Raw genomic sequence first — 26998 nt, 5'->3', positions numbered from 1 at the left:
TATATGGAGCGAGTGTGGGGCAGGATAACAAAAGGAATTGGGTTATGAATAAAACAACAATTAAAATATTGATGGGCATGGCGTTATTATCATCGCTTCAAGCCGCAGAGGCAGAGCTTGATGAAAAATCAAAAAAACCTAAATTTGCGGACAGGAATACATTTTATTTAGGGGTTGGGTATCAGCTTAGCGCGATCAACACATCTTTTAGCACCGAGTCTGTAGATAAATCGTATTTCATGACCGGCAATGGCTTTGGTGTGGTGTTAGGGGGGAAATTTGTGGCTAAAACGCAAGCTGTAGAGCATGTGGGTTTCCGTTACGGGTTGTTTTATGATCAGACCTTTTCTTCTCACAAATCCTATATTTCTACCTATGGTTTAGAATTGAGCGGTTTGTGGGACGCTTTCAATTCGCCAAAGATGTTTTTAGGGTTGGAGTTTGGCTTAGGTATTGCTGGGGCGACTTACATGCCAGGAGGGGCTATGCATGGGACTATCGCTCAATATTTAGGCAAAGAAAATTCGCTTTTCCAATTGCTTGTGAAAGTGGGTTTTCGTTTTGGCTTTTTCCACAATGAAATCACTTTCGGGTTGAAATTCCCTGTCATTCCTAACACCAAAACCGAGAATATTGATGGCTTGAGCGCGACTACTTTATGGCACCGCTTACCGGTCGCTTATTTCAATTATATCTATAATTTTTAGATATGGTTATTTGGAGGTTTTAGATTTGACAAAATCAATTAACTCTCGTGTGTCTATGGTTAGGGTTAAGAATTGCTGATAGGTAGTGATCCACTTGCCCCCTTTCCCATACAAATGATACCCATCGCCCCCACCTAAAAAGTTAAAAAACGCATCCGCTCGCACGCTCACCCATTTATTTTTATAGACATAATAAAGCCCTATCATGTCAAAATTAGGGGCTCTATACCATGGCAAGCCGGTATAAAGGGATTGGCCATAAGTGGCGTAAAAGTGCATTTGGGGTTTGTTGGAAAAATAGTATCTGTTAAAAATCCCAAAGCCTTTGTATTGTGCTTGAGCGTAAAATTCCCCCCCAAAGCTGTTGTAAAACTGAGCGTTTTTACACTCGCTAGCATAACGCACGCAATAATGGGTTTGAGACGACTGCGTGCCAAAAGTCATAAAAATATTATCCATATAAGGCATGAGATTTTTAAAATCCGCTTTTAAATAAGCATGGTAATAAACCCTGTCTAAAATGGTAGGATTAGAGTATTTCCCTATTTCTCCGCCTTGCGGGTTATTTTTTTGACTGAAATAGGGGTAGCCATTAGGCCATTGCGGGGTTGCATCGCCTGGTTTTAAGTAAGAATTACCACCGTAAGGGTAATTATCTCCCATGCTGTGAGAGCTGGCGTTATGAAAAATGACAAGCTGCCCCCCCAAACCTAAATACCCTTTAAGAAACTGAAATTCTGAAGAAACAAAATACAAGAATTGATCAAAATCGTAATTTTTCTTTTTGGGCTGGTTGTTCCAATTGCGCCCCCCATACCAATCCACAACGCCCTCAAACCACCCGTTCCACCAGCGGTTAGGATCATAAGCTGGTTTGAATTGAAACGCTCCTCCTCTAAAAGTAGGGTCTATAAACCAAAAAAGTTTTTTAAAAGCGCTTAAAGGGTAATGCCCTATTTGATAGCTTCGAGGCACAATGCCTAAAAAAAATCTCAAATTTTTCCCTATGTATTGGTAATACATGGTAACCCCCCACGAATAAGGGAAATAGCTATAATGCGTGTGTAAATTTTGAATGAACCACGCCCCAAACATCAAAGCCTGCCTTTTGTCCAATTGAACGCCAATTTGAGGCATGAGACGACCTTGCATTTTGGTTAGGCTATTCCAATAGGGGTTGTTATTTGGGGCCACTAAATTGAAATTAAAGCTCATAAACTTCAAGTCATAGACAAAACTAGCCGCTTTCATTAAGGGTGGTGTTAAAAAACTTGAAAACAACAACGCATAAAGAGATTTTTTTAAGAAAATCAAACTAGAATTCATCCTCTTTCATCATCTTTTAAGATTACAACATTTAAAATGGCGACACTTCTAAAGACAAGATACGATTTTAAATTAATTTGCTTTAAAAACAACATAAAAACCAAAAACAGAACCCTTTCAAGTTTGGTTTTTTTTTTTTTTGGATAAAATAGCCATTAAAAAAGGGTGTTTCATTTTTCATGACTTCAGCTTCAAATCATTCTTTCAAAGAACAAGATTTTCATATTCCTATCGCTTTTGCTTTTGATAAGAATTACCTCATTGCTGCGGGTGCATGCATTTATTCTTTATTGGAAAGCACCGCTAAAGCCAATAAAAAAATCCGCTACACCCTACACGCTTTAGTGGTAGGCTTGAATGAAGAAGATAAAGCAAAGCTTAATCAAATCACAGAGCCTTTTAAAGAATTTGCTGTTTTAGAAGTAAAAGATATTGAACCTTTTTTAGACGCTATCCCTAACCCTTTTGATGAGGATTTCACCAAGCGTTTTTCTAAAATGGTGTTAGTGAAGTATTTTTTGGCGGATTTGTTCCCTAAATATTCTAAAATGGTGTGGAGCGATGTGGACGTTATCTTTTGCAATGAATTTAGCGCTGATTTCTTAAACATTAAAGAAAATGATGAGAATTATTTTTATGGGGTTTTAGGAGGTGGAGAGTGCCATGTGTTGGAAGGGTTTTTGTTTTGTAATTTAGATTACCAGCGCAAGAACCATTTTGTCTCAAAAACCCATGCACTTTTGGAAGAAAACAAGGCTACAGAAGAATTGGATTTTACAAAATGGTGTTGGCCTAACATGAAAGCTTTAGGGATTGAATATTGTGTTTTCCCTTATTATTACATTGTCAAAGATTTTTCTGCATCCTTGCCTGAGGATTATTTTTTGCATGAGATTTATAAGAAAACCATCTCAAACGCGCTCAAAAACCCTATAATCATCCATTATGATGTTTGGTGGGGGGCGGTGAAGCCTTGGGATTATCCTTTTGGTTTGAAAGCGGATTTATGGCTGAACGCTTTGGCTAAAACCCCTTTTATGGGCGACTGGATTGATTCGATCGCTAGGGTGGAGATAGGCAGTGAAAAATGGCATCGTTACCACAGCATCGTTGCCTATCACTACTACTTTCCCCTATGGAAGACTGAAGAGCAGATCGCCCATGACGCGCTCAAGACCTTTTTAGACCATTATTTTTCGCACATCCATGCCGCAATCAAGCAAGAAAATCTCGGAATGTTCTTGAACCACTATTTCTCGCATGCCCATACAGAGAACAAAGAAAACTCCCTTGAAGCGTTCTTGAACCACTACTTCTCGCATGTTTATAGACTCCCTAAAAACGCGCGAAAGAGACTCTTTAGGGTGTTTGTCAAACACTGCATTCTCATACCACTCAAGAGCCTTATTAGCAAAACCCTTAAAATCCTAAAACTCCATGCATTAGCAAAAAATACCCTAATCAAACTCAAGCTCTTAAAAAAGAGCTAGAGCCAAAACTTTTAATCAAACGATTTTTTCATATCAATCACATAGCGGAATTTCGCTTTCCCATGGGTTAGGTTATGATAAGCGGTGTCAATATCCTTGCCTAAAATCAAATCTATTTCAGGGTAAATATTGTGTTTAATGGAAAAATCCATCATTTCTTGGGTTTCTTTGATGCCCCCAATCAATGAGCCATAAACCTTGCGATTGCCTAAATGGATAAAATCAAAAACGCTAAGCACTGGAGCGACTTCTACAGGGGGGAGTCCCACAAGGGCTAGATCGCCATTATAAGTTAAGAGCTTGAGATAGTCTTTTAAATCATAGTGGGTAGGAATGGTTGAAATGATAAAATCCAATTCTTCTTTGCATTGTTTAGGGTCTGTGTAGAAATGTTTAACCCCCATGCTTAAAGCGTCTTGTTTTTTGTGTTCGTTTCTTGCAAAAACGCTCACTTCAGCCCCCATAGCTACAGCGTATTTAACCGCCATGCTTCCTAGTCCGCCAAACCCAGCGACGCCCACTTTTGTGCCTTTAGTAACCTTAGAAAATTTTAAGGGCGAATAAGTGGTGATGCCCGCGCAAAGCAAGGGGGCTACTTTTTCTAAAGGAGCGTTTTTATCCACGCTAATCACATAGTTTTCATCCACCACAATATTATTAGAGTATCCGCCCATGTGGGGTTCGTTGCCATGGAAAGAATCCAAACAATCATAAGTAAATACCACTTTGGCGCAAAATTGCTCTTGGTGTTCTTTACATGGCTTACATGTTTTGCATGAATTGACAAAACAGCCCACGCCCACCACATCGCCAACCTTAAATTTCTTAACTTCCTTACCCACTTCCTTGATGACCCCAGCAATCTCATGCCCAGGAACCATAGGGTAAATGCCTTCTTTCCATTCGCTATAAGCGCTATGAATATCGCTATGGCAAATCCCTGCATAAAGAATGTCAATCAGCACGTCTTTAGGGCCTACAGCATGGCGGCTAAAATCATGGGGTTTGAAATGCCCGTCTTTAGAAAAAATAGCAAAACCTTTAGATGGAACTCTCATTAAAACTCCTTGTTTGATTAAAATACCGCTATTGTATCGTTTTTATGGTTTGCTTATGTTTCTATAGGTTTAACTAATTTTATAGTTGTTGGTTATATGGTATCGTTGTTTGGCGCGCTCAAACACACCCCTTGTATAAGCCACTTCTATTTTAACGCTACTATATCTTATCATGCAGTAAATAATTCTCTAACGCAATGCCCGCCCCATCAAGTCCTGGAGTTTTTTTCAACACGACATGCACAGGGATAGAAGCGAGAAACGCACCCATGCGTCCCTTTGTTTCAAAACGCGCTCTAAAGGGCGAAGTTTTAAAATAATCAATGAATCGCGGGATAATCCCCCCACACAAATACACGCCCCCCCTAGCCCCCAAAGTGAGAGCCACATCAGCAGCGAGCGTGCCAAGCATGGAGCAAAAAGTGTCCAAGGTCAATCGGCATATAGGGTAATCCCCATTCAAAGCGCGTTCGCTAATGGTTTGTGGGGTCAATTCAGATTTGCTTAATTTCGCCACCTTTTCTAAGCCTTTGCGTTTGGACAGAGCTTCATAAATCAACACCAAGCCGCTCCCACTCAAAAACCTTTCCGCGCTCACATGGTTGAATTTAGAGCGGGCGTATTGCCACACTAAAATTTCTAGATCATCAAAAGGGGCAAAGCTCACATGCCCTCCTTCACCGGGCAAGACTTTTAAAGAGCCATCGCTATTTTGAATAAGAGTGCTTACCCCAAGCCCGGTTCCTGGCCCTAAAATCGCTTTAGGAGCGTTGATTTCGCACTTGATCCCGCCTATTTGAGCCAGATCGTTTTCTTGCATCGCGCTAATGGCATAGGCTTGCGCGACAAAATCATTGATGACAAGCAGTTTTTTTAAATTCAAACATTGCCGTGTCGTTTCAATAGAAAAAGTCCAGTGGTTGTTCGTCATTTGGACAAAATCCCCCATAATAGGCGTAGCCACAGCAAAAGAGCCATAAATAGGGTGCAGTTTAAGGCTTTCTTTGCATTTAGAAAGGTAAAACCGCACCGCATCGCTCAAGCTTTCAAAATCGTTACATGGTAAAACTTCAATGCATTCAATTTGTCGTGGGGCGACTTCCAATCCAAAGCGCGCGTTCGTGCCACCAATATCGGCTAAGAGTCTTGGGTAAGTTTCAGTTTTTGGCATAAAACACCTCCGTGGTAACTTTTTGAGAATGTAAAATCCGAGCAATCGGCAGAGAATGGGGAGCGTTTTCTTTTAAAGCTTTTTCTAAAACTCCCCTTTTTTCTACCCCACTAATGCTTAAGAAAAGTTTTTCGCAACTTTCTAAGGCGTGAACAGACATGCTCAGGCGCTCATAAGGAGCGTTAGCGGGCTTAGTCAAGACGATATTTTCTTTTTCTTCGTTTAAAAAAGCGCTCGTTTCAGGAAAAAGGCTAGCCGTATGCCCGTCAGTCCCCATGCCCAGAATGGCTAAATGAGGCTGTTTGAAATGCTGGTTAGCAAAATTTAAAAGCGCGTTTGTATCGCTAGAAATTTTTTTGGGCAAAAGCGGGGTGAAAGAAGCTTTTAAGGCGTTATTTTGCAACAAGTAGTCGTGCAATAATTTGGTGTTGCTATCCTTATGGCTTGTGTCTATAATGCGTTCATCTACCAAACTGACTAAACACTCATGCCATTTGAGATCCAAAACGCTCAATTTTTGCAACAAGCTAATGGGCGAACGGCCCCCAGAAAAAGCGACAGAAACTTGATGGTGCTTTTTTAAAGCGGTGTTAAAAAATTCTTTAAAACGCTCTGTTAAAGCCTTATTACAATCTTCTAAATTTTCAAATTCAAACAATTGATAACCCATGAAATCCCTTTTATTGATAGAGTGGTTTTAAAAATTCTGATTCGTTGAGATTATGGCTTTCATAAGAATACAAGGGCGTGGCGTTATTCATAAAACCCTCTATGAGCGTGTCAATAAAAACCCATGACGCTTCTAGTTCCAGCTGGTGGGCGAAATTATTGTGGTTATTTCCTATCGCATCATAGAGCAATTTAGCGTAGGGCTGTAAAAATTCTTGTTTGTTATGGGTTTCTAAAATAAGGGGGTTTTGATTGTCTTTTAGGGTGAGAGTGATTTTATCTTGAGAGAGGAAAAATTCTAGCGTATTGATTGCATTAAAATGGATTTTCACGCTCGCTTGATTATGGGGCATTTTTTTAGCGTGCTTAAGGTAGAAAGGCACTCCTTTAAATTTAGGCGTATCCAAAAAGGCTTTAATAGCGACAAAAGTTTCTGTCTGGCTTTCTTTATGGACCTTATTTTCATCTCTATAGCCTTGATATTGGGCACGAATAACCTGTTTTTTAAAATCTTTGGGGGGTTGTAAGGTTTTTAAAACTTTGATTTTTTCTTTCCTCAAATCCTTTAAATCGTTGGGTAAATCTGTAGCGATAAGGGATAAAACTTGCAAGAGATGGTTTTGAACCATATCCCTTAAAGCCCCGATTTTATCGTAAAATTCGCCCCTTTCTTCCACCCCCAAAGTCTCATACACGCAGATTTCAACCGCACTGATTTGATCCCATAAAATGTTTAAGATAGGGTTATTCAGGCGCAATTCAAGGATATTTTGAACGCCTTTTTTCCCTAAATAATGATCGATTCTAAAAATTTGCTCTTCTTTAAAAAAAGCGCTAATGCTTTGGAAAATTTCTTTACAAGTCTTTAAATCATGCCCTAAAGGCTTTTCTAAAATCAAGCGAGTGTTGGCGTGATTGAGCGCGTTTTGGGCTAAATTTTGAGCGGTCGTTGCAAAAAAACTAGGCGAGATAGAAAAGTAGAAAATTAAGGGCTTATTGTTTGTAGCGATTTTACTCAATTCTCCAAAGTCTTTAGGGTTATCCAAACGGACGCGCAAATAACTGATATGGGCTAAAAATTCCTCACCCTTTTCTCTTGAATGCAGTTGTGTCTTTTCGCAAAGAAGCGCTAAAAACTCTTCATTGGATAGCTCCTTACGCCCCGATGCGATAATCTTAGAATCTTTTTTAAAACCATAATGACTATAAATTTCATAGAGCGAAACAAAGAGCTTTCGCATGGCCAAATCCCCAGTCGCGCCAAAAAGAACCAAATTAAAATCCAACATCAATAACCCTTTTAGAGTGTTTTTAAGTTATTATTATATATTAAATCTTAATTAAAGGGGTGTTCATGCCTAAGCATTCTTTAGAACAAATCAAAGAAAAAATTACAGAGCGTAGCAAAAAAACCAGAGAGCTTTATTTAGAAAATATCTTTAATCCTAAAAACCAGCCCAAGATTGAGAGCTTGGGTTGTGCGAATATTGCGCATGTTACAGCGAGCATGCCAGAGCATTTAAAAATGCCTTTAGGTTCGCATAAAAGAAAGCATTTTGCGATTATCACCGCTTATAACGACATGCTTTCAGCCCACCAACCTTTTAAAAATTACCCTGACTGGATTAAAAAAGAGTTGCAAGAGCATAACGCTTATGCGAGCGTCGCTAGTGGGGTGCCAGCGATGTGTGATGGTATCACGCAGGGTTATGAGGGAATGGAATTGAGCTTGTTTAGTAGAGATGTGATCGCACTAAGCACCGCCGTAGGGTTAAGCCATAATGTTTTTGACGGGGCGTTTTTTTTAGGCGTGTGCGATAAAATCGTGCCAGGCTTACTCATAGGAGCGTTAAGCTTTGGGAATTTAGCGAGCGTGTTTGTGCCAAGCGGGCCTATGGTGAGCGGGATAGAAAATTATAAAAAAGCCAAAGCGCGCCAAGATTTTGCAATGGGAAAAATCAACAGAGAAGAGCTTTTAAAAGTGGAAATGCAAAGCTATCATGATGTGGGCACTTGCACTTTTTATGGCACGGCTAATTCCAATCAAATGATGATGGAGTTTATGGGGTTGCATGTGGCTAATTCTAGCTTTATCAACCCTAACAACCCCTTACGGAAGGTTTTAGTAGAAGAGAGCGCGAAGAGATTAGCGAGCGGGAAAGTTCTGCCTTTAGCCAAACTCATTGATGAAAAAAGCATTCTTAACGCGCTTATAGGCTTAATGGCAACCGGAGGTTCTACTAACCACACTTTGCATTTGATCGCTATCGCTAGATCTTGTGGGGTCATTCTCAATTGGGACGATTTTGATGCAGTCTCTAATCTCATACCTCTTTTAGCTAAAGTCTATCCTAACGGATCAGCAGATGTGAACGCTTTTGAAGCGTGTGGGGGATTAGCGTTTGTGATCAAAGAATTGCTAAAAGAGGGGCTTTTATTTGAAGATACTCATACCATTATGGATACAGAAACGCAAAAAGGCATGCAAAATTACACCAAAACCCCCTTTTTAGAAAACGACCAATTGGTGTATAAAGACGCTGTTAATCATAGCTTGAATACGGATATTTTACGCCCTGTTAGCGAGCCTTTTGCCGCTAATGGGGGGCTTAAAATCTTAAAGGGTAATTTAGGGCGGGCCGTGATTAAAATTTCAGCCATTAAAGATGAGCACAGGAAAGTTAAGGCTAGAGCGATTGTTTTTAAAACCCAAAGCGAATTTTTAGAACGCTTTAAAAATAAAGAATTAGAAAGGGACTTTGTGGCGGTTTTGCCTTTCCAAGGGCCTAAGTCTAATGGCATGCCAGAATTGCACAAACTCACCACGAATTTAGGGGCTTTACAGGATATGGGTTACAAGGTCGCATTGGTTACGGATGGGCGCATGAGCGGGGCGAGCGGGAAAGTGCCTAGTGCGATCCATTTAAGCCCTGAGGGAGCGTTGAATGGAGCGATCATTAAGATTAAAGATGGCGATTGGATAGAATTAGACGCTCCTAATAACGCTTTGAATGTGCTTGAAAAGGATTTTGAAGATAGAGGGATCAACCCCTTGTTTTTAGAAACCTTAGAAAATTTAGAAAAGCCTAGTTTTGGGTTGGGTAGGGAATTGTTTACGAGTTTGAGATTGAATGTCAATACCGCTGAAGAGGGTGGCATGAGTTTTGGCATAAAAGTATAAAAAGATAAAGGAGATAAAATGCAAGATAAAATAATAGAGGTTTTACAAATTAGCCCCATTATCCCTGTGGTGGTGATTGAGAATATATGGGATGCTGTGCCTTTAGCGCAAAGCCTGATAGAGGGGGGTATTCCAATCATAGAAGTTACTTTGCGCTCCAGTTGCGCTTTAGAGGCTATAGAACTTATCGCTAAAAATGTGCCAAAAATGCGCGTGGGCGCTGGCACGATCCTAAACCTTACTCAATTAGAGCAAGCACAAAATAGGGGGGCAGAGTTTTTGATTAGCCCGGGTCTTACGATAAAGCTTTTAGAACACGCAAAGAAAAAAGACATGCCCCTAATACCCGGGGTTTCTAGCAGCAGTGAAGTCATGCAAGCCTTGGAATTGGGCTATAGTGCTTTAAAATTTTTCCCGGCAGAGTATTGTGGGGGCGTTAAACTTTTAAACGCTTTTAATGGCCCTTTTAAAGGGGTGAAATTTTGTCCCACCGGGGGGATTAGCGTGGATAACATGCGTTCTTATTTGAATTTAGAAAATGTTTTGTGCGTGGGGGGGAGCTGGCTTACCCCTAAAGATTTAATTCAAAACAAAGAGTGGGATAAGATCACAGAAATTTGCAAGCGGGCGTTAGCTTTAAGATAACAAAAAGATCATGGCATTTTGTATTTGCTTAATAACACTATAATAAAATTTTTAATAAGGAGATACATCATGTTAGAAAATGTCAAAAAAGCCTTTTTTAGGGTTTTGTGCTTGGGTGCGTTGTGTTTAGGGGGGTTAATGGCAGAGCAAGACCCTAAAGAGCTTGTGGGTTTGGGGGCAAAGAGCTACAAAGAGCAAGATTTCACTCAAGCCAAGAAATATTTTGAAAAGGCTTGCGATTTGAAAGAAAATAGCGGGTGTTTTAATCTAGGGGTGCTTTATTATCAAGGGCATGGCGTGGAAAAAAACTTGAAAAAAGCCGCCTCCTTTTACGCTAAGGCTTGCGATTTAGATTACAGCAATGGGTGTCATTTGCTAGGGAATTTATATTACAGCGGGCAAGGCGTGTCCCAAAACACCAACAAAGCCTTACAATACTACTCTAAAGCGTGCGATTTGAAATACGCTGAAGGGTGCGCGAGCTTAGGGGGGATTTATCATGATGGTAAAGTGGTAACTAGGGATTTTAAAAAAGCGGTGGAATATTTCGCTAAAGCGTGCGATTTAAACGATGGCGATGGTTGCACGATACTAGGGAGCTTGTATGATGCAGGCAGAGGCACGCCTAAAGATTTGAAAAAAGCGCTCGCTTCGTATGACAAAGCTTGCGCCTTAAAAGACAGCCCGGGGTGCTTTAACGCAGGGAATATGTATCATCATGGCGATGGTGCGGCGAAGAATTTTAAAGAGGCTCTCGCTCGTTATTCTAAGGCATGCGAATTGGAAAATGGCGGAGGGTGTTTCAATTTAGGGGCTATGCAATACAATGGCGAAGGTGCAACAAGGAATGAAAAGCAAGCCATAGAAAACTTTAAAAAGGGCTGTAAATTAGGTGCTAAAGGGGCATGCGATATTCTCAAGCAGCTTAAAATCAAAGTTTAGTTTGAGTAAGGCTTGATCAAACGGCTTTCGTTTAATTGGCTTTCATGCTTTTTTATGGTTTGTTTAAAAAACGCTTTTTAGTATTTTTTTAGATCTTAAGATCAATAATTAACTAAAACAAAGCTTTTATTTAAAACCCCCTAAAGGTTTCTATGGGTGGGTAGGGGAGCGAAAGTTTGGCTTGTGGGCATGATTTCTATGCGGTTGATATTGACATGCAAGGGTTGTTCATAAATCCATAGCACGATGTTAGCAATATCTTGTGGTTTGAGGTAAATGGTGTTTTCATAGACGGATTGGGCTTTGATTTTATCGCCTTTAAAGCGCACCATGCTGAATTCGGTTTCGCCGCACAAACCAGGTTCAACATTACTCACTCTAATGTTAGTGCCAGCCAAATCCGCTCGCAAATTTAAAGAAAATTGTTTCACAAACGCCTTACTCGCTCCATAGACATTCCCACCAGGATAGGGGTAAGTGCCAGCGATAGAGCCAAGATTAATAATAGTCCCTTGGTCATGCTCTATCATAGAGGGCAAGATCAAACGGGTGAGATGCAACAACCCCTTAATATTCGTGTCTATCATGATTTCCCAGTCGTCTAACTCGCATTCATAAGCCTTGTTCAAGCTTAGCGCTAAGCCGGCGTTATTGATTAAAGCGTCAATGCGATCCGTCATGGAAAAGATAGTTTCTACCGCTTGCTTAGTTTCAAGCTTGTTTTGAAGATCAAAACACAAGGGAATGAAACGCTTGGGATAAGCGAGTTGCAATTTTTGTAAATTCTCTTTTCGCCTCCCTGTGCCAAAAACCACATGGTTTTTTTGTAAAAACGCTTTAGCGATTTCTAGCCCAAACCCTGAAGTCGCCCCACTAACTAAAATATGCGCCATTTCTATCCTTTAAAATTAGTTTAAAAAAGCCCCTTAAACCCTTTTTCAAGCTTTTCTTTGAGCTTATCATCTTTAAGCAAATGGTCTAAACCTTTTTTAAGGGTGTCGTTTTTAAGGATTTCTTTCAAGCCTTGTTGCAAGTTTTGCTGAATGGCTTTTTCATTTAAAATGAGGGAAAATTTAGGCTGGTGCATGTTGCCTTGAAGTTTCATTTTAAAAATGAATTTTAAAATCTCCGCATCCATGAGCATGTCCATTTGTTTGGTGTTTAAATCCAATAAGCCGTTATGGATTTTCAATTGGGTTTTGGGGCTTTTTAAGCTGAGATCAGAGAGCAGGCGTTGCTGGTTGATTTGACTTACCAGATTGGCATCGTTATAGATTTCTTTAGTAATATCAAATTTAGAAATGGAATAGAGAAAATCGCTGAATGCATTTTTGAGGAATCTTGCGTTTTTCAGGCGGGCTTTCAATACGCCTTGCTTAGCGCTAAGGTCATAATCCAAGTTAGCGTCTGCAATGGATTGGAAAAATTTAGGGTAATGGAATAAGTCTAGGGCTTTTAAAGTGGAAATATTGGAAAAACGGGCTTTCAAATCTTTATTTAAAAGCGTGAAATCTAGTGCACCGTCTAATAAATTTGAATGGCCGCTGACTTTTAAGAGTTTGGGGCTTTGCTCTATATCGCCTTTTAAAGTCAAGCTCCCTTTTAAGGGGTGGTTGGTAATGTTTTGGAGTTTGGCTAGGTTGGGTATTTCTAAAGTGTAGGGGGCGTTGAGTTTTAAAACAGAGAAAAGATATTCGCTTTTTAGGGCCGTGAAATTAGCTAGAGGGCTAGTTAGGGTGGTATCGCTGATGGCTTTGTTTTCTTTAAAGTCGCTTGAGTGCGAGAGGTTGAAAACAAGCGTGTCTTTAAGGTTTAAATGAAAAATTTGATTGATTAGGGCGTTATTGATTAAAGCGTTATTAGTTGTTAGAATCAAATGCCCTTCTAAAGGCTTTAGAGAGTTAAAATCCGCTTGTAAGGACACTCTTGCGTTCGCATAAGCGGGGCGATTGATCAAATAAAGCAAATCTTCTAAATTGGCGTCTTTTGCGTTCAAGCTTAAGTGAGAAAGCTTGAAATCATCTAAAAGGGCGTTGTAGGTAGTGTGGGATTGAGCGACATTAGAGACGCCTTGAACCACAAGGGCTTTTCTATGCCCTTTAATATTCCCAGAAGTAACAATAGCCCCCCTTAAAGGGTAGGGTATCCATTCTTTGAAAGAGCGTAAATTTTTAATATCTATGTGGTAATTCAAATCCACGCTTTGTTTTAAAAGCGAGAAATCCCCCTTAAGAATGAGCGTGGAATTATCGTTAGCTTGGGCTTTAAAATCCAAAGAGTTGAATCCCAATTTAAAGGTTTTAACGCTCAAGTAGCGCTCGTTTGGGTTGATTTTTTTCTCTATATACGAAGCGATGATTTGGTTCCCCCATTCTGTAAAAAGGATAAGATAGGTTGTTAAAAGAATGATTAAAAGAAGCGCGAGTAGGATAGAAAGAAATTTTTTCATGTTGGTTTGTCCTTGAAGCAAATTGAATAGAATATATTAGCTTGTTTTATAAGGGTTTCTAACCTTTTTTATAAAGCCTTAACGAAAGGCTTAAATTTTAGAGTCAATAAAGAAGAACCTAGTCGCTAAAAACCCACAATTTAGCAACGACAGGAATTTTACAGATTTTAAGAGTACCAGTCTACACTCTAGGATCACCCTTAATGCCAACAAAAAATGTTGCCACTATTAAAAAATAAAGAATTAGAGAGCGAAATTACGCAAGAAGCTAAAATTTAAACCCTTTTAGAGCAAACGCAAAAGGAGAAAACATGGTGGAGAATAGCGGGATCGAACCGCTGACCTCCTGCGTGCAAAGCAGGCGCTCTCCCAGCTGAGCTAATTCCCCAAAGATGGTAAAAAATGGTGGGCTTAGGAGGAGTTGAACCTCCGACCTCACCCTTATCAGGGGTGCGCTCTAACCACCTGAGCTATAAGCCCTTAAATTCAATAAAGACGAAATTATAGATTAAATTTTCTTAAAAAATCCTTAAAAAATAAATGGGATTAAGATGCTATAATACTCGTTATTTTTTCATTATTAAAGGGGTTTTATGGCGTTATTATTCACAGGAGCGTGCGGGTATATAGGCTCGCATACCGCAAGGGCGTTTTTAGAAAAAACCACAGAAAACATCATTATTGTAGATAACTTAAGCACCGGTTTTTTAGAGCAACTCAAAGCGTTAGAGCATTATTACCCTAATAGGGTTACTTTTATTCAAGCGAATTTGAATGAAACGCACACATTAGACGCGTTTTTGAATAAGCAACAGCTAAAAGACCCCATTGAAGCCATTTTGCACTTTGGGGCTAAAATCTCAGTAGAAGAATCCACGCGCTTGCCTTTAGAATACTACACCAACAACACGCTCAACACTTTAGAGCTTGTTAAACTTTGTTTAAAACATGCAATCAAGCGTTTTATTTTTTCTTCCACAGCTGTGGTTTATGGCGAATCTAGTTCAAGCTTGAATGAAGAAAGCCCCTTAAACCCCATCAATCCTTATGGAGCGTCTAAAATGATGAGCGAAAGGATTTTATTAGACACTTCTAAAATAGCGGATTTTAAATGCGTTATTTTGCGCTATTTCAATGTGGCTGGGGCATGCATGCAAAATGATTATACCACCCCCTACACTTTAGGACAGCGCACGCTCAACGCCACGCATTTGATCAAAATTGCATGCGAATGCGCGGTGGGGAAAAGGAAAAAAATGGGGATTTTTGGCACTAACTACCCCACAAGAGATGGCACTTGCATTAGGGATTATATCCATGTAGATGATTTGGCTAACGCGCATTTAGCGAGCTATCAAACCCTTTTAGAAAAAAATAAGAGCGAGATCTATAATGTCGGCTACAATCAAGGCCATAGCGTGAAAGAAGTGATAGAAAAGGTTAAAGAAATCTCAAACAAGGATTTTTTAGTGGAAATTTTAGACAAACGACAGGGCGATCCAACAAGCCTTATTGCCAATAATGCTAAAATCCTACAAAACACCCCTTTCAAACCCCTTTATGACAACCTAGACACCATTATCAAAAGCGCTCTAGATTGGGAAGAACACCTTTTAAGATTTCAATAATACACCCTGTGCAAATACAAGCCATTAGCCATTATGGGCGTTCTTATGGTGGCTTTGAGGTTATGGATTTGCGCTTGAATTTCAGCGAGCGTGATTTTTTCTAAGGAGTATTGAACGCATGCTTGAATGATTAGGCGCACGCTAGAGCGTAAAAACGCATCGCCAATGATTTTAAACACCACGCACTCATGCCCCATGATAGAAGTTTTATAAGCAAAAGCGTTAAAAATAGCGCGATTAGGATTGGTTGTAGCCCCACCTTCTTTCTTGAACATGGAAAAATCATGCTTGCCTGTGAATTGCTTTAAAGCGGTATTTAATAAATCTAGTGAGCCATAATCCCCACAAGCGATATAAGGCGCTAAAAAAGGCGTTTTTAAATTCTTCGTCAAAAGGTAACGATACGCTCTTTTTTGAGCGTCAAAACGTGCATGGAAGTTTTTTTCTTCTAATTTTTTTAAAATAATATGCGGAGCGAGTTTGGGGGCTAGGTAATAAAATAATTTAGCGGCATTCCAGTGTTTTGGAGCGTGAAAAGACAGCGCTTGGTTGTTCGCATGCACGCCTTTATCCGTGCGCCCAGCCGCAACCACAACGCTTTTAATCCCTAGCAAATTGAGAGCGCTTTCAATTTTATCTTGCACACCGAGTTTGTTAGGCTGTTTGGCATAGCCTGAAAAATACGCCCCATCATAAGCGATAGTCGCCTTAAAACAACGCATTTTAATAACGCTTTAAAATGAATATTCTAAACAACAAATAAGAGGCAAATGCCCAAATAAAGGGGAAGATAAAGGTCATCAAAAACAAATCCGTAGAAATTACATGCACCATTAAAAAATAAACCCCAACCGCTCCAAGGACATAAAAATAACTCCAATTCGTTTTGAATCGCGGGTTGGCGATGCCAAATAAGGGGATTAAAAACACGCTCGCTAAAGGGAATAAGGAAACTAAAATCGCTTGAGAAAAACGGCGTTTTTGATTTTTATTAGCGTTTTTACCAAAGGCTTTTTTCCAATAACCTAAATAATCCGTGCCTTGCAAATAAGCCGCATCATTAGAATTGAAAGACTTGAGCTTGTTGCGCAAATGCAATTCTTCAAAATCAACTTTACGCATTTTATCGCCTTGAGTGAAATACGCATGGCCGCTGTATAAATTCAACTCAAACACACCGTTTTTATTGTTGATATTGCCTTTTTGAGCCAGAATGAAGCTTTCTTGAGAGAGGCTTTTATTGGAAAAAAGCACTAAATTATCATAGGAATTGTTTTCAGCTTTATCCACATACACGAGCCAATCGCCTAATTTTTGCCCGAATTCACCGGCTCTGATGTTAATATCAATCTTGTCTTTTTTTTGACGCAAAAACCCGTAATAAGCACTCTTAGAAGTGGGGATTAAAACAAGCGAAAACACCAATAAAATCGCGCTCACAAACAAGCTTAAAGGCACAAACGCTTTAGCCATTTTTTTAGGCGAAACCCCTAGAGAGAAAAACACTAACAATTCATGGTCATAGCTAAGCCTTGAAAGCCCCAAAGCGCAAGCTGCAAAAAAAGTGATCGGCAAAATAAAAAAAATGGTTCCTGGCAAAGAATACAAAAAGAGTTGCACTAGATCTAAAAAGCTCACTTTAATCACAAGCGTCACGCTTGCAATACTGATTAATAGCACGATAGAGGAGATAAAAAACAGCACTAAAAAGAAGGAGAAAAAGACCTGCGAAACCGCCATGAAAAGATAGTGCTTAACCATTGTTCAATCTTTTTTCACTCTTTATTGCACCCCATCTACAACAGGCACAAACGAGCATTTTTCTAGCACTTTTTGGACGCGTAAGGCGTTATTTTGCTTCACAAAGCGTTTGATCACTTGCTCGTTATTTTCTTGAATGGGCGCGACTAATATCCCGCCTTCTTCAAGCTGATCAATAAGCGTTTGGGGGATGTTTTTAGCGCAAGCAGAGAATAAAATCCTATCATAAGGGGCGTATTGCTCCCAGCCCTTATTCCCATCAGCGAATTTAACATGAACGTTGTCTAAACCGAGGTTTTTAAGGCGTAAACGCGCTTCTATATACAGGCTTTCAATCCTTTCAACGCTAAAAACGCGCCTGAAAATTTGAGACAAAACCGCCGCTTGATAGCCGCTCCCGCAGCCAATTTCTAGCACGCTATCCACATGATCGATTTCTAAATATTGCGTCATTTTGGCCACGGTTAGGGGCGAAGAAATGTATTGTTGCGCTTGCATAGAAAGCGCGTTTAAGGTGTAAGCAAAATGCTTGAAAGGGGCTGGCACAAAAACTTCTCTTTCAATGCTCTCCATAGCCTCTCTCACTTTGGGGTGCAAATTGAAACGCTTATGGATTTCTTCACACATCAAATGGTTTTTGATACTATTCAAACAAACCCCTTAAAAATCATCAAAACTCACGCTCCCTTTAGCGTAATTGCTCACCCTAGCTTCAAAGAAATTAGAGCGTTGCTCATTGAAACTTGAAAAGCTTTCTACCCATTTAATGGGGTGTTGGACGCCATAAACTTTAGCGATACCCACCTTACTCAAACGGCTATCCGCTAAAAACTGGATGTATTGCTCAATCAAGCTTGAAGTGAGTCCTAAAATCTTGCCTTGCGTGATATAATCCCCCCACAAAGCTTCAATTTCTACCGCTTTTTTAAACATCTCTATGACTTCATTAATCAATTTTGGCGTGAATAGATCCGCTCTTTCATTCCTTAAAGCGTTGATCATGTTTTGGAATAAAATCAAATGCGTTACCTCATCTCTTTGGATGAAACGAATCATTTGCGCTGAGCCTAGCATTTTACCGCTCCTAGCCAAAGTGTAAAAATAGCTAAACCCGCTATAAAAATAAATCCCCTCTAAAATTTGGTTCGCAAAAAGCGCTTTGAGGATGTTTTCTTCTGTGGGGTTTTTGGCTAATTCCATATACACCTGCGCGATATAGTCGTTCTTGCTTTTTAATTGCATATCGTTACGCCACATGTCATAAATCTCTTCAGTATTCGCGCTGATGCTTTCCACCATCACCGCATACGCATGGCTGTGTAAGGCTTCTTCATAAGCTTGACGCACCAAACACAAATTGATTTCGGGACTGGTGATAAAGGGATTGACATTATCAATTAAATTATTGGTTTGCAAGCTGTCCATAAAAATGAGTTGCGCTAAAGCTCTGTCATAGCCGATCTTTTCTTCTGCGCTTAATTTCAAATAATCTCTTTTGTCATCATTCATGCTCACTTCTTCAGCAAACCAAGTGTTAGCGAGCATCGTTTTCCACAAATGGTCCGCCCATTGATACTTGATTTTATTCAAATCAAACATGCTTGTAGGATTGCCCCCAAAAATCTTTCTTTCATTCACACTTTCTGTAGAATCGGGGTTGTAAATTTTCTTGCGTGAAACTTCCATTGTGTTCCTTAATTTCCTTAAAACTATCTAATGATATAGTCTCGTTAGAATACCTTAAAAGAATTTAAAACTCCCTAAAGCCAGAAAAAACTCCAAATTTTAAAAAACTTCAATTTTTCAGTATTTTTAAAGGATTAAAAAGCTAAAATATCGCTTCTTTATTTTCTACTCTTATGAGTGCGATGGTGTGCGGAAGTGGCGAAATTGGTAGACGCACTAGACTTAGGATCTAGCGCCGCAAGGCATGAAGGTTCGATTCCTTTCTTCCGCACCATTCTTAATAATTAAGATTTGAAGCCCTAAATGAAACTCATTCTATTTTAAAACCCTCAAAAGTTTTTAAAACGCCATGAGCGATGTTTTTCACACTCTCTAAATTCAAATTCGCATGACAAGGCAAGGAAATTTCAGCGTTATAAAAATCTTCTGCGCTTTTTAATGGGGCTGTTTTAAAGAGCTGTTGATACAATTGATATTGGTAAATGGGCTTGTAATGCACTTGGGCTAAAATGCCAAGCTTGTGTAAATTTTCTAAAATGGATCTTTTAAATGTAAAAAATTTTTGGTGCATTAAAATAGGATAAAGGTGGTTAGAGCTTTGATGTTTTAACAAGGGGTGTAAAGGGGTGAAATAAGGGTTATCTTTAAAAATCCTATCATAGGTTAGAGCGACTTCTTCTCTTTTTTGCCTTAAAAAAGGGGCTTTTTTAAGCTGGCTCAAACCCAAAGCGCTTTGGATTTCATTCAAGCGGAAGTTATGCCCTATGCTTTTGACTTCGCCTTCAAAAAAATCTTTTTTGAGCATGCCATGAGAGCGAAACAATTTCATTTTTTCATATAATTCGCTATTATTAGTAACGACCGCTCCCCCCTCAGCCGTAGTGATAGGCTTAATGGCATGGAAACTAAACACGCTCGCTAACGCAAAGCCTCCTACTTTTTTGTTTTGATACTCGCTCCCTAAAGCATGCGAGCTGTCAGAAAGAAAACTCAAAGAATGCTTTTTGCAAAGCCTTTGAATGCTTTCTGTTTCCACGCTTTTACCGGCATAATCCACGCTCACTATGGCTTTAGTTTTTTTGTTAATGAGCTTTTCTAGGGCCAATTCATCTATATTGCCATCGTTTTTAATTTCAGCAAATACGGGTGTATAACCACTCTCTAAAAGCATGTTAGCCGTCGCTACAAAGCTTATAGGGGTGGTGATTATTTCATTACAATCAGCATTAAATCCGCTAAAATTCCTATAGAGCGTTAAAAGGGCTGAAGTCGCACTGTTAAACGCTAACGCATGCTTAACGCCCAAAAACTCGCACAAAGCTTCTTCAAACAAAAGAGAGCGTTTGCCTTGCGTGATCTGTTTGGAATTTAAAACCTCTAAAACAGCCTTTTTATCTTCTTCATCTAAACAAGGCTCGCTATAAGCAAACTTTTTCAAGCGAGCAAGTCTTGCAAGCGAGATGGGGTGATCTTGCTTGTGTCATGAACATCTTGGAATTTTTGAGCGTTCAGTCTTGTTTTATCTAAGGTGTTGTATTCCTTGTTTAAATGATTCGTTTCAGCGAGCTGTTTTTTCCATTGGTGCAAAGAATTTTGAATGTTTTCTTTCTCACTTTCTAATGATTTTGAAAATTTCTCCAAAGCTTTCGTGTCGTCAATATCAATATTGCTAGGGAGTTTCAAACCATCATTGCCTGATTTTTGGTTGAAAGAATCAATCGCTTTATCCAAACGGCTTTTAAAATGCTCAAAATCGCTTCGATCTTTTTCATTATTGTGAGCGTAAGCTTTAGAAATCCCCACCAATTCTTTAGTGTCTTTATCCATGCCCTTTAAGCTTTTGAGACGGCTTTCTAAATCCCCTATGGCTAGGTTATCCTGCTTAGCTTGTTTGGCTAATTTGATCTTTTCATCATTCTCTGAAAGATTTTGAATTTCCTTATTTTCTTCTTTTCTTGCGTGCGGACCAACCCTTTGGGTATGGTAATCCCTCATCATCAAAGATGGGTTATAATGATTTGAAATCTTAGACATCCTATCCTCCACTTCATTTTATTTTTTTAAAGATAAGATAAGCAAACTTTATTCCTAAAAACATTTTGATCCGCTTAATTCTATCTAAAAATATTAATCTAACTCTAAAATCCTTTCTAACTCTTTGATGAGGTTTGTAATTTCTTCCAATTCTTTAAGATTGAGGGTGAGCTTATAATTGACTTGATTATAAGGATTCATTGGCACCAATTGCTTTTTAAACTCATTTTGTTTCATAAAGTATTTTCTTTCTTTATGAATGTAATGGATTTCATCTTTTTTAAAAATTCTATAAAGCAATTGGTCTTCGCACACTCCTAAGCAAATCAAAAAATCATAATTGTATCGTGGGTTTATACCATTGAACTAAAAAAGTGTTGTTAGTTCTGCCTTTTTGCGCTGTTTTAACTTCAAAGGACACACCGCTTTTTGTCATAATATCGTATTCATCATGAATAATGCCATCATTGATCACCTCATCTATAGCGTTAAGCACGCTTTTTAAAAATTCTTCACCAATTTGCCCTATAGCGTTGGCTTCAAAATCTCTAATTTTTGAAAAAATAGCGTTGTAATCTCGCCCTAAATTCAATTCTTTATGTTTTTTTTTTCAATAATTTTTAAAAAAGTTTGTTCTAAGTCCATCAATTACCCTTTAAGCTATCCAAATGATCATATAAGGCTTGAAAAATATGGCTTTTGCCTAAATGGTAGCAAGAATTAGTCGCTAAACTTGCGTATTTTGTCCAATCAATTTCTTGGAATAGTTTTTTTAATTTAGCGTTTAAAACCTTGTTGGTGCTAGTAAATACCACAGCAATACCAGATTGATACTTAACTTCCTCAAAGTTCTCTACAATTTGTGTGCTTTTATAAAAAGTTGATGAAATGTAAAAAGACGCTTTTTGATTAAAAATCCACTCTTTACCACATTCTCTGTTTTTAGCTAATGAAACCGTGAAAACTTTGATATATTCGCTAAAGGGTTCTTTATGGCGATTCTTATACCAAGAAAATTCACTTTTTTTATTTTGATACTTTTTGCTCCAAATTTGAAACACGCAATGCACATCCACTTCTTTATTTTTAAAATCTATAAACGCATTTTTTTCTAAGCGTTCGCTATAAAGCAGATTCAAACCTTTCACACGATATTTAATAGAGCCTTTTCCTTGACTTTCAAAAAACATGGGCAAGATAAAACACACAAAATCACAACTTCTAGCATGGTTGATAAATTCTAACGCCATAACCCCACGATGCCCAAAAGGAGGGTTGCCCAAGCAAATTATTTTTTGATGCGTGGGCAATTCATAATTTAAAAAATCGCATTGAATAAATCCATCTCTTTTAGGTTCAATGTCTATACCAATGCGTCTATTTTTAGGAAACAAGTCATAAAACACCCCATCGCCTGCACTTGGCTCTAAAAAAATAAAGTCATCTGGATTTTCGTATTTTTTAATCACTTCACAAGCTTTTTGAAAGCATTTTAAAGCCACGCTAGGCTTAGTGAAATATTGATCTAGAACATTGCTAGAATTTTCTTTCATCTCATTGCCATTGACATAGCGTTTAGAGGTATCTTTAAACAAGGTTTGCATGAAAAAACTTTACTATAAAATCATAAAACTTAATGCTGATTTTTTCTGATCGCTTAAAACCCTAAGCTATGCTTAAGAAAATCCTTAAAACTTAAAAATTTTCTTCTAAATACTTCGTGTGGATTTTTGCCTGTCTGAAATCCGCATTTTCAAGCATTTCAATATGGAAAGGAATGGTCGTTTTAATGCCCTCTACTTTAAATTCCTTTAAAGCCCTTTTCATTTTAGCGATCGCTCTTTCTCTGTTTTCGCCCCACACAATGAGCTTGCCAATCATCGAATCATAGTGCGTAGGCACGACATAATTGGCATGCGCGTGCGAATCAAGGCGCACATTCACCCCACCAGGGGCGATCCATTCGGTGATTTTGCCCGGGCTTGGGTAGAATTTTTTAGGATCTTCTGCAGTGATTCGGCATTCTATCGCATGCCCCTTAAGGGAAAAGCTTTCTTGCTTGGGCAATTTTTCGCCTTGAGCGATTTTAATCATCCATTCAATGAGGTTTAACCCACTCACCATTTCGCTGATGGTGTGTTCCACTTGCAAACGAGTGTTCATCTCCATGAAATAAAAATCTTTCATGTTAGAATCAAGCAAAAATTCAAAAGTCCCAGCTCCCACATAGCCGATGTATTTAGCGGCCTTGATCGCTGTTTCTAGCAAACGCTCACGCACGCTCTCTTCTAAAACCACCGCTGGGGTTTCTTCAATAAGTTTTTGCTGGCGTCTTTGCACCGAGCAATCCCTTTCGCCCACATGAATGACATTGCCGTGCTTATCGGCTAAAATCTGGACTTCAATGTGTTTAGGCTTGTTGATGAACTTTTCTAAATACACGCTCCCATCGCCAAACGCGCTCAAAGCTTCCGTTTCGGCGGCTAAATAAAGATTTTTAAGCTTGGATTTATCTTCTACGACGCGCATGCCTCTCCCGCCCCCACCAGCAGCCGCTTTAATGATGACAGGGTAGCCGATTTTATCAGCGATTTCTTCAGCTTCTTGATAGCTTTTAAGCAACCCTTCACTGCCCTCAATCACAGGCATGCCGGCTTCTTTCATCACGCTTTTGGCTTTGGATTTATCACTCATTAAAGCCATGACTTTCGCGCTCGGACCAATAAATTCCAAAGAATGGTGCGAGCAAATCTCTACGAAATTCTGATTCTCGCTCAAAAACCCATACCCGGGGAAAATCGCATCCGCTTCAAACAACTCCGCCGCGCTAATGATTGCAGGGATATTCAAGTAGCTCTCGCTGGATTTGGCCCCTCCTATGCACACTTTTGCGTTAGCCGTATTGAGGTAATGGGCGTCCTTGTCAGCGATAGAATAAATGGCTATGGATTCTTTACCCATTTCTTGAATGGTTTGGATCGCTCTTAAAGCGATCTCGCCCCTGTTAGCGATCAAAATGCGTGAAAGCTCTTTTTTTTCTACCTTTTTACTTTCTTTATTCATGGATTTTAAAGCTTTTCCACTTTGATGAGTTTCGTGCCGTATTCTACCGGCTGAGCGTCTCCCACTTCAACAGAAACCACCTTGCAAGGGTATTCCACTTCAATTTCATTCATGATTTTCATCGCTTCTACAATGCCCACGATTTGCCCTTTTTTGAGCGTATCGCCCGCTTTGACATAAGGCTCAGCCCCAGGTGAAGGCGCATGATAAAAAGTGCCTACCATAGGCGAAAGCACGAAATCTTCTTTTTTATCCACAATAGGGGTGCATACCATAGGCACAGGGGTTTGAGCGCTTGGCATGCTCGCTTCTACCATGATGGGAGCTTGGATGGAGGCTTGAGAATGAGTGGGATTTAGCGCATTTTTATGTTTCGCATAAGCGGATTCTTTATCCAAAACCAATTCAAAATGCTCATGCTTTAATTTTAAATGCCCTAAATCAGAAGCTTTAAATTCTTTGATCAACTCTTCAATTTCAGAAAGGTTCATAACGATTTATTCCTTATATTATTTTAAAATATGCCACAAACGCATAATCTTACTAGCCATAAGCGTTTTTAGCAAAAAAGCGTTTTTAGCAAAAAAGCGTTTTTAGCAAAAAAGCGTTTTTAGCAAAAAAGCGTTTTTAGCAAAAAATTGTTGTTATAATAACATAATTATTAACAAACTTTAAAGGCTTTGTGTATATGGGATTAAAAGCGGATTCTTGGATTAAAAAAATGAGTTTAGAACACGGTATGATTAGTCCTTTTTGCGAAAAACAAGTCGGTAAGAATGTGATCAGCTATGGTTTGAGCAGTTACGGGTATGATATTAGAGTGGGGAGTGAGTTCATGCTCTTTGATAATAAAAACGCTTTGATTGACCCTAAAAACTTTGATCCTAACAACGCGACTAAAATTGATGCGAGTAAAGAAGGGTATTTTATCTTGCCCGCTAACGCGTTCGCCCTAGCCCATACGATAGAGTATTTTAAAATGCCTAAAGACACCTTAGCGATTTGTTTAGGCAAAAGCACTTACGCCAGGTGCGGGATTATCGTGAATGTTACGCCTTTTGAACCAGAATTTGAAGGCTATATCACCATTGAAATTTCTAACACCACTAATCTACCCGCTAAAGTCTATGCCAATGAAGGGATCGCGCAAGTGGTGTTTTTACAAGGCGATGAAGTGTGCGAGCAAAGCTATAAAGACAGAGGCGGTAAGTATCAAGGGCAAGTGGGCATCACTTTGCCTAAGATTTTAAAGTGATTTTAAAAAATGAAAGCATTTATCCTTATGAGCGTTGTTTATTTTTCAATGCAAACAATACCGCAATTTCTCAAAAATGTATTATAATAAGAAAATTCAGTTTTATTGAGTTACACACTCTTTGAGAACAAAACGCTAAACCATTTAGGAAATTACCATGCTAAAACTCGTTAGTAAAACGATTTGCTTGTCTTTAATCGGCCTGTTCAATCCTTTAGAAGCCTTTCAAAAAAACCAAAAAGACGGCTTTTTTATAGAAGCTGGGTTTGAAACCGGGTTATTAGAAGGCACACAAACTAAAGAACAAACAATAACCCAAAACACCCAAAACACCCAAAAAATCTATGAAAACCCCTTAACCCACCCCCAAACTAAAGAGCAACCCAAAGAACAAAACAAGAGCGATACAGCCACCCCCCAAAGCGTCTATGGGAGATACTACATACCCCAAAGCACCATTTTAAAAAACGCAACGGCTTTATTCACCACAGACAATATAGAAAATGGCTTAACTTTTTATTCTCAAAACCCTGTGTATGCGAATATGGTTAATGGGAGCGTAACCATACAAAACTTTCTGCCCTACAATTTAAACAATATTGAGCTGAGTTATACAGACGCTCAAGGCAAGGCAGTCAATTTAGGCGTGATAGAGACTATCCCTAAAGATTCTCAAATTATTTTGCCTGCAAGCTTGTTTAATGATTCAGAATTTGAACAAGCTGATAGCTTTAATTACCAACAACTTCAAGCCACTGCCACACAATTTTCTGACGCTAACACGCAGAGTTTGTTTGAAAAGCTCAGTCAAATCACAACCAATGTAACGATGAGTTATGAAAACGCCGATACCAACAATTTTAAAGGTAATTGCAATGATTGTGTGTCAGATTTCACCCCACAAACCGCAGAAGAATTGACCAATTTAATGCTAGATATGATGGCGGTGTTTGACTCTAAATCGTGGGAAGAAGCCGTTTTAAACGCTCCTTTCCAATTTTCTAACAGCCCATCAGAGTGCGGCTCTGACTTTCCTAAGTGCGTGAACCCTTTCAATAATGGGCGTGTCGCTCCCATCTATGAAAAATACGTGCTAACCCCACAATCCGTTATAGATGCGTTTAGAAGAGCGATCAATCTTGAAGTGAACATCATGAAATCAGGGTTTTTAGGGCTAGGGTATGAACTTGATGATAATGATGGTAATCTAGGGATAGCCGCTTCTGCATTGAACCCTGAAAAATTGTTTGGTAAAACTTTGAACAAAGTTGATATTGTGGAATTAAGAGACATTATCCATGAATTTAGCCACACTAAAGGCTATACGCATAACGGGAACATGACTTATCAAAGGGTGCGCTTGTGCCAAGAAAACGGCGGAGCTATACAAGAATGTGAGGGTGGGAAAGAAGAATTGGTCAATGGAAAAGAAGAATTAAAATTTACAAACGGAAAAGAAGTAAAAGATCAGGATGGTTACACCTATAATGTATGTTCTTTTTATAAGGACAACCACCAAGTCTATACAGCGGGCAATTACCCCAATTCCATCTACACCAATTGCGCTCAAGTCCCTGCTGGGCTTATAGGGGTTACCAGCGCTGTTTGGCAACAGCTCATCAATCAAAACGCTCTGCCCATTAATTTCGCTAATTTGAGCAACCAAGCCAACTATTTAGACGCCAGTTTGAACGTGCAAAATTTTGCAACCTCTATGATCAGTGCGATCGCGCAAAATTTTTCCACCACTTCCACCACCACTTACCGTTCTTCAAGTAAGAATTTTAGAAGCCCTATTTTAGGGGCTAATGTTAAAATAGGCTACCAACATTATTTCAATGACTACATAGGGTTAGCCTATTACGGCATCATCAAATACAACTACGCTCAGGCTAACGATGAAAAAATCCAGCAATTAAGCTATGGTGGGGGA

The 26998-nt window shown here is 39.2% G+C and carries 24 protein-coding genes, 3 tRNA genes and 1 pseudogene; 9 read left to right on the top strand and 19 right to left on the bottom strand.

The window, feature by feature from the left end:
• Positions 1–44 precede the first annotated feature (44 nt).
• Positions 45–707, top strand: a complete 663-nt coding sequence (locus tag EAL87_RS07010; RefSeq protein WP_120913975.1) for an outer membrane protein — start codon at positions 45–47, stop codon at positions 705–707.
• A 6-nt stretch (positions 708–713) separates the two neighbouring features.
• Here the strand turns inward: EAL87_RS07010 and EAL87_RS07005 are convergent, their stop codons facing one another.
• Positions 714–2021, bottom strand: coding sequence for a hypothetical protein (locus EAL87_RS07005; RefSeq protein ID WP_120913984.1), 1308 nt, complete (start codon positions 2019–2021; stop codon positions 714–716).
• A gap of 191 nt (positions 2022–2212) precedes the next feature.
• On the opposite strand from EAL87_RS07005, the gene EAL87_RS07000 reads away from it, so the two are divergent.
• On the top strand, positions 2213–3523 hold the full coding sequence (locus EAL87_RS07000; protein ID WP_120913973.1) for a glycosyltransferase family 8 protein: 1311 nt from the start codon (positions 2213–2215) through the stop codon (positions 3521–3523).
• A gap of 11 nt (positions 3524–3534) precedes the next feature.
• Here EAL87_RS07000 and EAL87_RS06995 read toward each other — a convergent pair whose 3' ends face one another.
• From EAL87_RS06995 to EAL87_RS06980, 4 genes are all read right to left on the bottom strand, one after another.
• Positions 3535–4581, bottom strand: a complete 1047-nt coding sequence (locus tag EAL87_RS06995; RefSeq protein WP_120913971.1) for an NAD(P)-dependent alcohol dehydrogenase — start codon at positions 4579–4581, stop codon at positions 3535–3537.
• Between the two features lie 160 nt (positions 4582–4741).
• Positions 4742–5752, bottom strand: a complete 1011-nt coding sequence (locus EAL87_RS06990) for a glucokinase (protein ID WP_120913969.1) — start codon at positions 5750–5752, stop codon at positions 4742–4744.
• The gene (gene pgl, locus EAL87_RS06985) at positions 5739–6422 is read right to left on the bottom strand and encodes a 6-phosphogluconolactonase (protein ID WP_120913967.1); all 684 of its coding nucleotides are present in this window, start codon (positions 6420–6422) and stop codon (positions 5739–5741) included. The genes EAL87_RS06990 and pgl overlap by 14 nt, the downstream gene beginning before the upstream one ends.
• Before the next feature lie 10 nt (positions 6423–6432).
• Positions 6433–7710: a glucose-6-phosphate dehydrogenase gene (locus EAL87_RS06980; RefSeq protein WP_120913965.1), complete on the bottom strand. Its 1278-nt coding sequence runs from the start codon at positions 7708–7710 to the stop codon at positions 6433–6435.
• A gap of 65 nt (positions 7711–7775) precedes the next feature.
• On the opposite strand from EAL87_RS06980, the gene edd reads away from it, so the two are divergent.
• The 3 genes from edd to hcpC all read left to right on the top strand — a co-directional run bounded on the left by edd (position 7776) and on the right by hcpC (position 11189).
• On the top strand, positions 7776–9602 hold the full coding sequence (gene edd / locus EAL87_RS06975; RefSeq protein ID WP_120913963.1) for a phosphogluconate dehydratase: 1827 nt from the start codon (positions 7776–7778) through the stop codon (positions 9600–9602).
• An 18-nt stretch (positions 9603–9620) separates the two neighbouring features.
• On the top strand, positions 9621–10247 hold the full coding sequence (locus EAL87_RS06970; protein ID WP_097678523.1) for a bifunctional 4-hydroxy-2-oxoglutarate aldolase/2-dehydro-3-deoxy-phosphogluconate aldolase: 627 nt from the start codon (positions 9621–9623) through the stop codon (positions 10245–10247).
• A gap of 69 nt (positions 10248–10316) precedes the next feature.
• Positions 10317–11189 carry a Sel1-like repeat protein HcpC gene (gene hcpC / locus EAL87_RS06965; protein ID WP_120913961.1) on the top strand — a complete coding sequence of 291 codons (873 nt, stop codon included), beginning with the start codon at positions 10317–10319 and terminating at the stop codon, positions 11187–11189.
• Positions 11190–11329: 140 nt separating this feature from the next.
• Here the strand turns inward: hcpC and EAL87_RS06960 are convergent, their stop codons facing one another.
• The 4 genes from EAL87_RS06960 to EAL87_RS06945 form a co-directional block, all read right to left on the bottom strand.
• Positions 11330–12082, bottom strand: a complete 753-nt coding sequence (locus tag EAL87_RS06960; RefSeq protein ID WP_120913959.1) for an SDR family oxidoreductase — start codon at positions 12080–12082, stop codon at positions 11330–11332.
• Positions 12083–12102: 20 nt separating this feature from the next.
• A complete protein-coding gene (locus tag EAL87_RS06955) occupies positions 12103–13638 on the bottom strand; it encodes a hypothetical protein (RefSeq protein ID WP_120913957.1) in 1536 nt (511 codons plus the stop codon).
• Between the two features lie 312 nt (positions 13639–13950).
• Positions 13951–14026 (bottom strand) — tRNA-Ala (locus tag EAL87_RS06950).
• 15 nt (positions 14027–14041) lie between these two features.
• Positions 14042–14118: transfer RNA gene (locus tag EAL87_RS06945), tRNA-Ile, on the bottom strand.
• Between the two features lie 113 nt (positions 14119–14231).
• On the opposite strand from EAL87_RS06945, the gene galE reads away from it, so the two are divergent.
• Positions 14232–15266, top strand: a complete 1035-nt coding sequence (galE, locus tag EAL87_RS06940; protein WP_120913955.1) for a UDP-glucose 4-epimerase GalE — start codon at positions 14232–14234, stop codon at positions 15264–15266.
• On the opposite strand, the gene truA is transcribed toward galE, so the two are convergent.
• Genes truA through EAL87_RS06920 form a run of 4 tightly spaced genes read right to left on the bottom strand, consistent with a single transcriptional unit; the run spans position 15260 to position 18713 of the window.
• The gene (gene truA / locus EAL87_RS06935; protein ID WP_120913953.1) at positions 15260–15988 is read right to left on the bottom strand and encodes a tRNA pseudouridine(38-40) synthase TruA; all 729 of its coding nucleotides are present in this window, start codon (positions 15986–15988) and stop codon (positions 15260–15262) included. The genes galE and truA overlap by 7 nt on opposite strands.
• A gap of 1 nt (position 15989) precedes the next feature.
• Complete coding sequence (locus EAL87_RS06930) at positions 15990–17027, bottom strand: LptF/LptG family permease (RefSeq protein WP_120913951.1); 1038 nt, start codon at positions 17025–17027, stop codon at positions 15990–15992.
• Between the two features lie 21 nt (positions 17028–17048).
• Complete coding sequence (pcm, locus tag EAL87_RS06925) at positions 17049–17678, bottom strand: protein-L-isoaspartate O-methyltransferase (protein ID WP_120913949.1); 630 nt, start codon at positions 17676–17678, stop codon at positions 17049–17051.
• 9 nt (positions 17679–17687) lie between these two features.
• Positions 17688–18713: a ribonucleotide-diphosphate reductase subunit beta gene (locus tag EAL87_RS06920; RefSeq protein ID WP_000453978.1), complete on the bottom strand. Its 1026-nt coding sequence runs from the start codon at positions 18711–18713 to the stop codon at positions 17688–17690.
• A gap of 189 nt (positions 18714–18902) precedes the next feature.
• Between EAL87_RS06920 and EAL87_RS06915 the strand changes: the two genes are divergently transcribed.
• Positions 18903–18987 (top strand) — tRNA-Leu (locus EAL87_RS06915).
• 36 nt (positions 18988–19023) lie between these two features.
• Here the strand turns inward: EAL87_RS06915 and pseC are convergent.
• The 6 genes and pseudogenes from pseC to accB form a co-directional block, all read right to left on the bottom strand.
• The gene (gene pseC, locus EAL87_RS06910) at positions 19024–20151 is read right to left on the bottom strand and encodes a UDP-4-amino-4,6-dideoxy-N-acetyl-beta-L-altrosamine transaminase (protein ID WP_120913947.1); all 1128 of its coding nucleotides are present in this window, start codon (positions 20149–20151) and stop codon (positions 19024–19026) included.
• Positions 20148–20747, bottom strand: coding sequence for a Laminin subunit alpha-2 precursor (locus tag EAL87_RS06905; protein WP_120913945.1), 600 nt, complete (start codon positions 20745–20747; stop codon positions 20148–20150). The genes pseC and EAL87_RS06905 overlap by 4 nt, the downstream gene beginning before the upstream one ends.
• A 93-nt stretch (positions 20748–20840) precedes the next feature.
• A pseudogene (locus EAL87_RS06900) lies at positions 20841–21392 on the bottom strand (restriction endonuclease).
• A complete protein-coding gene (locus EAL87_RS06895) occupies positions 21392–22351 on the bottom strand; it encodes an SAM-dependent methyltransferase (RefSeq protein ID WP_120913943.1) in 960 nt (319 codons plus the stop codon). The pseudogene EAL87_RS06900 and the gene EAL87_RS06895 overlap by 1 nt, the downstream one beginning before the upstream one ends.
• Before the next feature lie 91 nt (positions 22352–22442).
• Positions 22443–23810, bottom strand: coding sequence for an acetyl-CoA carboxylase biotin carboxylase subunit (locus tag EAL87_RS06890; protein ID WP_120913941.1), 1368 nt, complete (start codon positions 23808–23810; stop codon positions 22443–22445).
• Between the two features lie 5 nt (positions 23811–23815).
• Positions 23816–24301, bottom strand: coding sequence for an acetyl-CoA carboxylase biotin carboxyl carrier protein (accB, locus tag EAL87_RS06885; RefSeq protein WP_120913939.1), 486 nt, complete (start codon positions 24299–24301; stop codon positions 23816–23818).
• Between the two features lie 197 nt (positions 24302–24498).
• Between accB and dcd the strand changes: the two genes are divergently transcribed.
• Positions 24499–25065 carry a dCTP deaminase gene (dcd, locus tag EAL87_RS06880; RefSeq protein ID WP_000523107.1) on the top strand — a complete coding sequence of 189 codons (567 nt, stop codon included), beginning with the start codon at positions 24499–24501 and terminating at the stop codon, positions 25063–25065.
• 157 nt (positions 25066–25222) lie between these two features.
• On the top strand, positions 25223–26998 hold a 1776-nt coding region (locus EAL87_RS06875; RefSeq protein ID WP_120913937.1), incomplete at its 3' end, for a hypothetical protein.

It is taken from the genome of Helicobacter pylori (assembly GCF_003636935.1).
In the GTDB taxonomy this organism is placed as follows: Bacteria; Campylobacterota; Campylobacteria; order Campylobacterales; family Helicobacteraceae; genus Helicobacter; species Helicobacter pylori_CH.
This window is presented reverse-complemented; position numbering and strand designations above follow the sequence as displayed.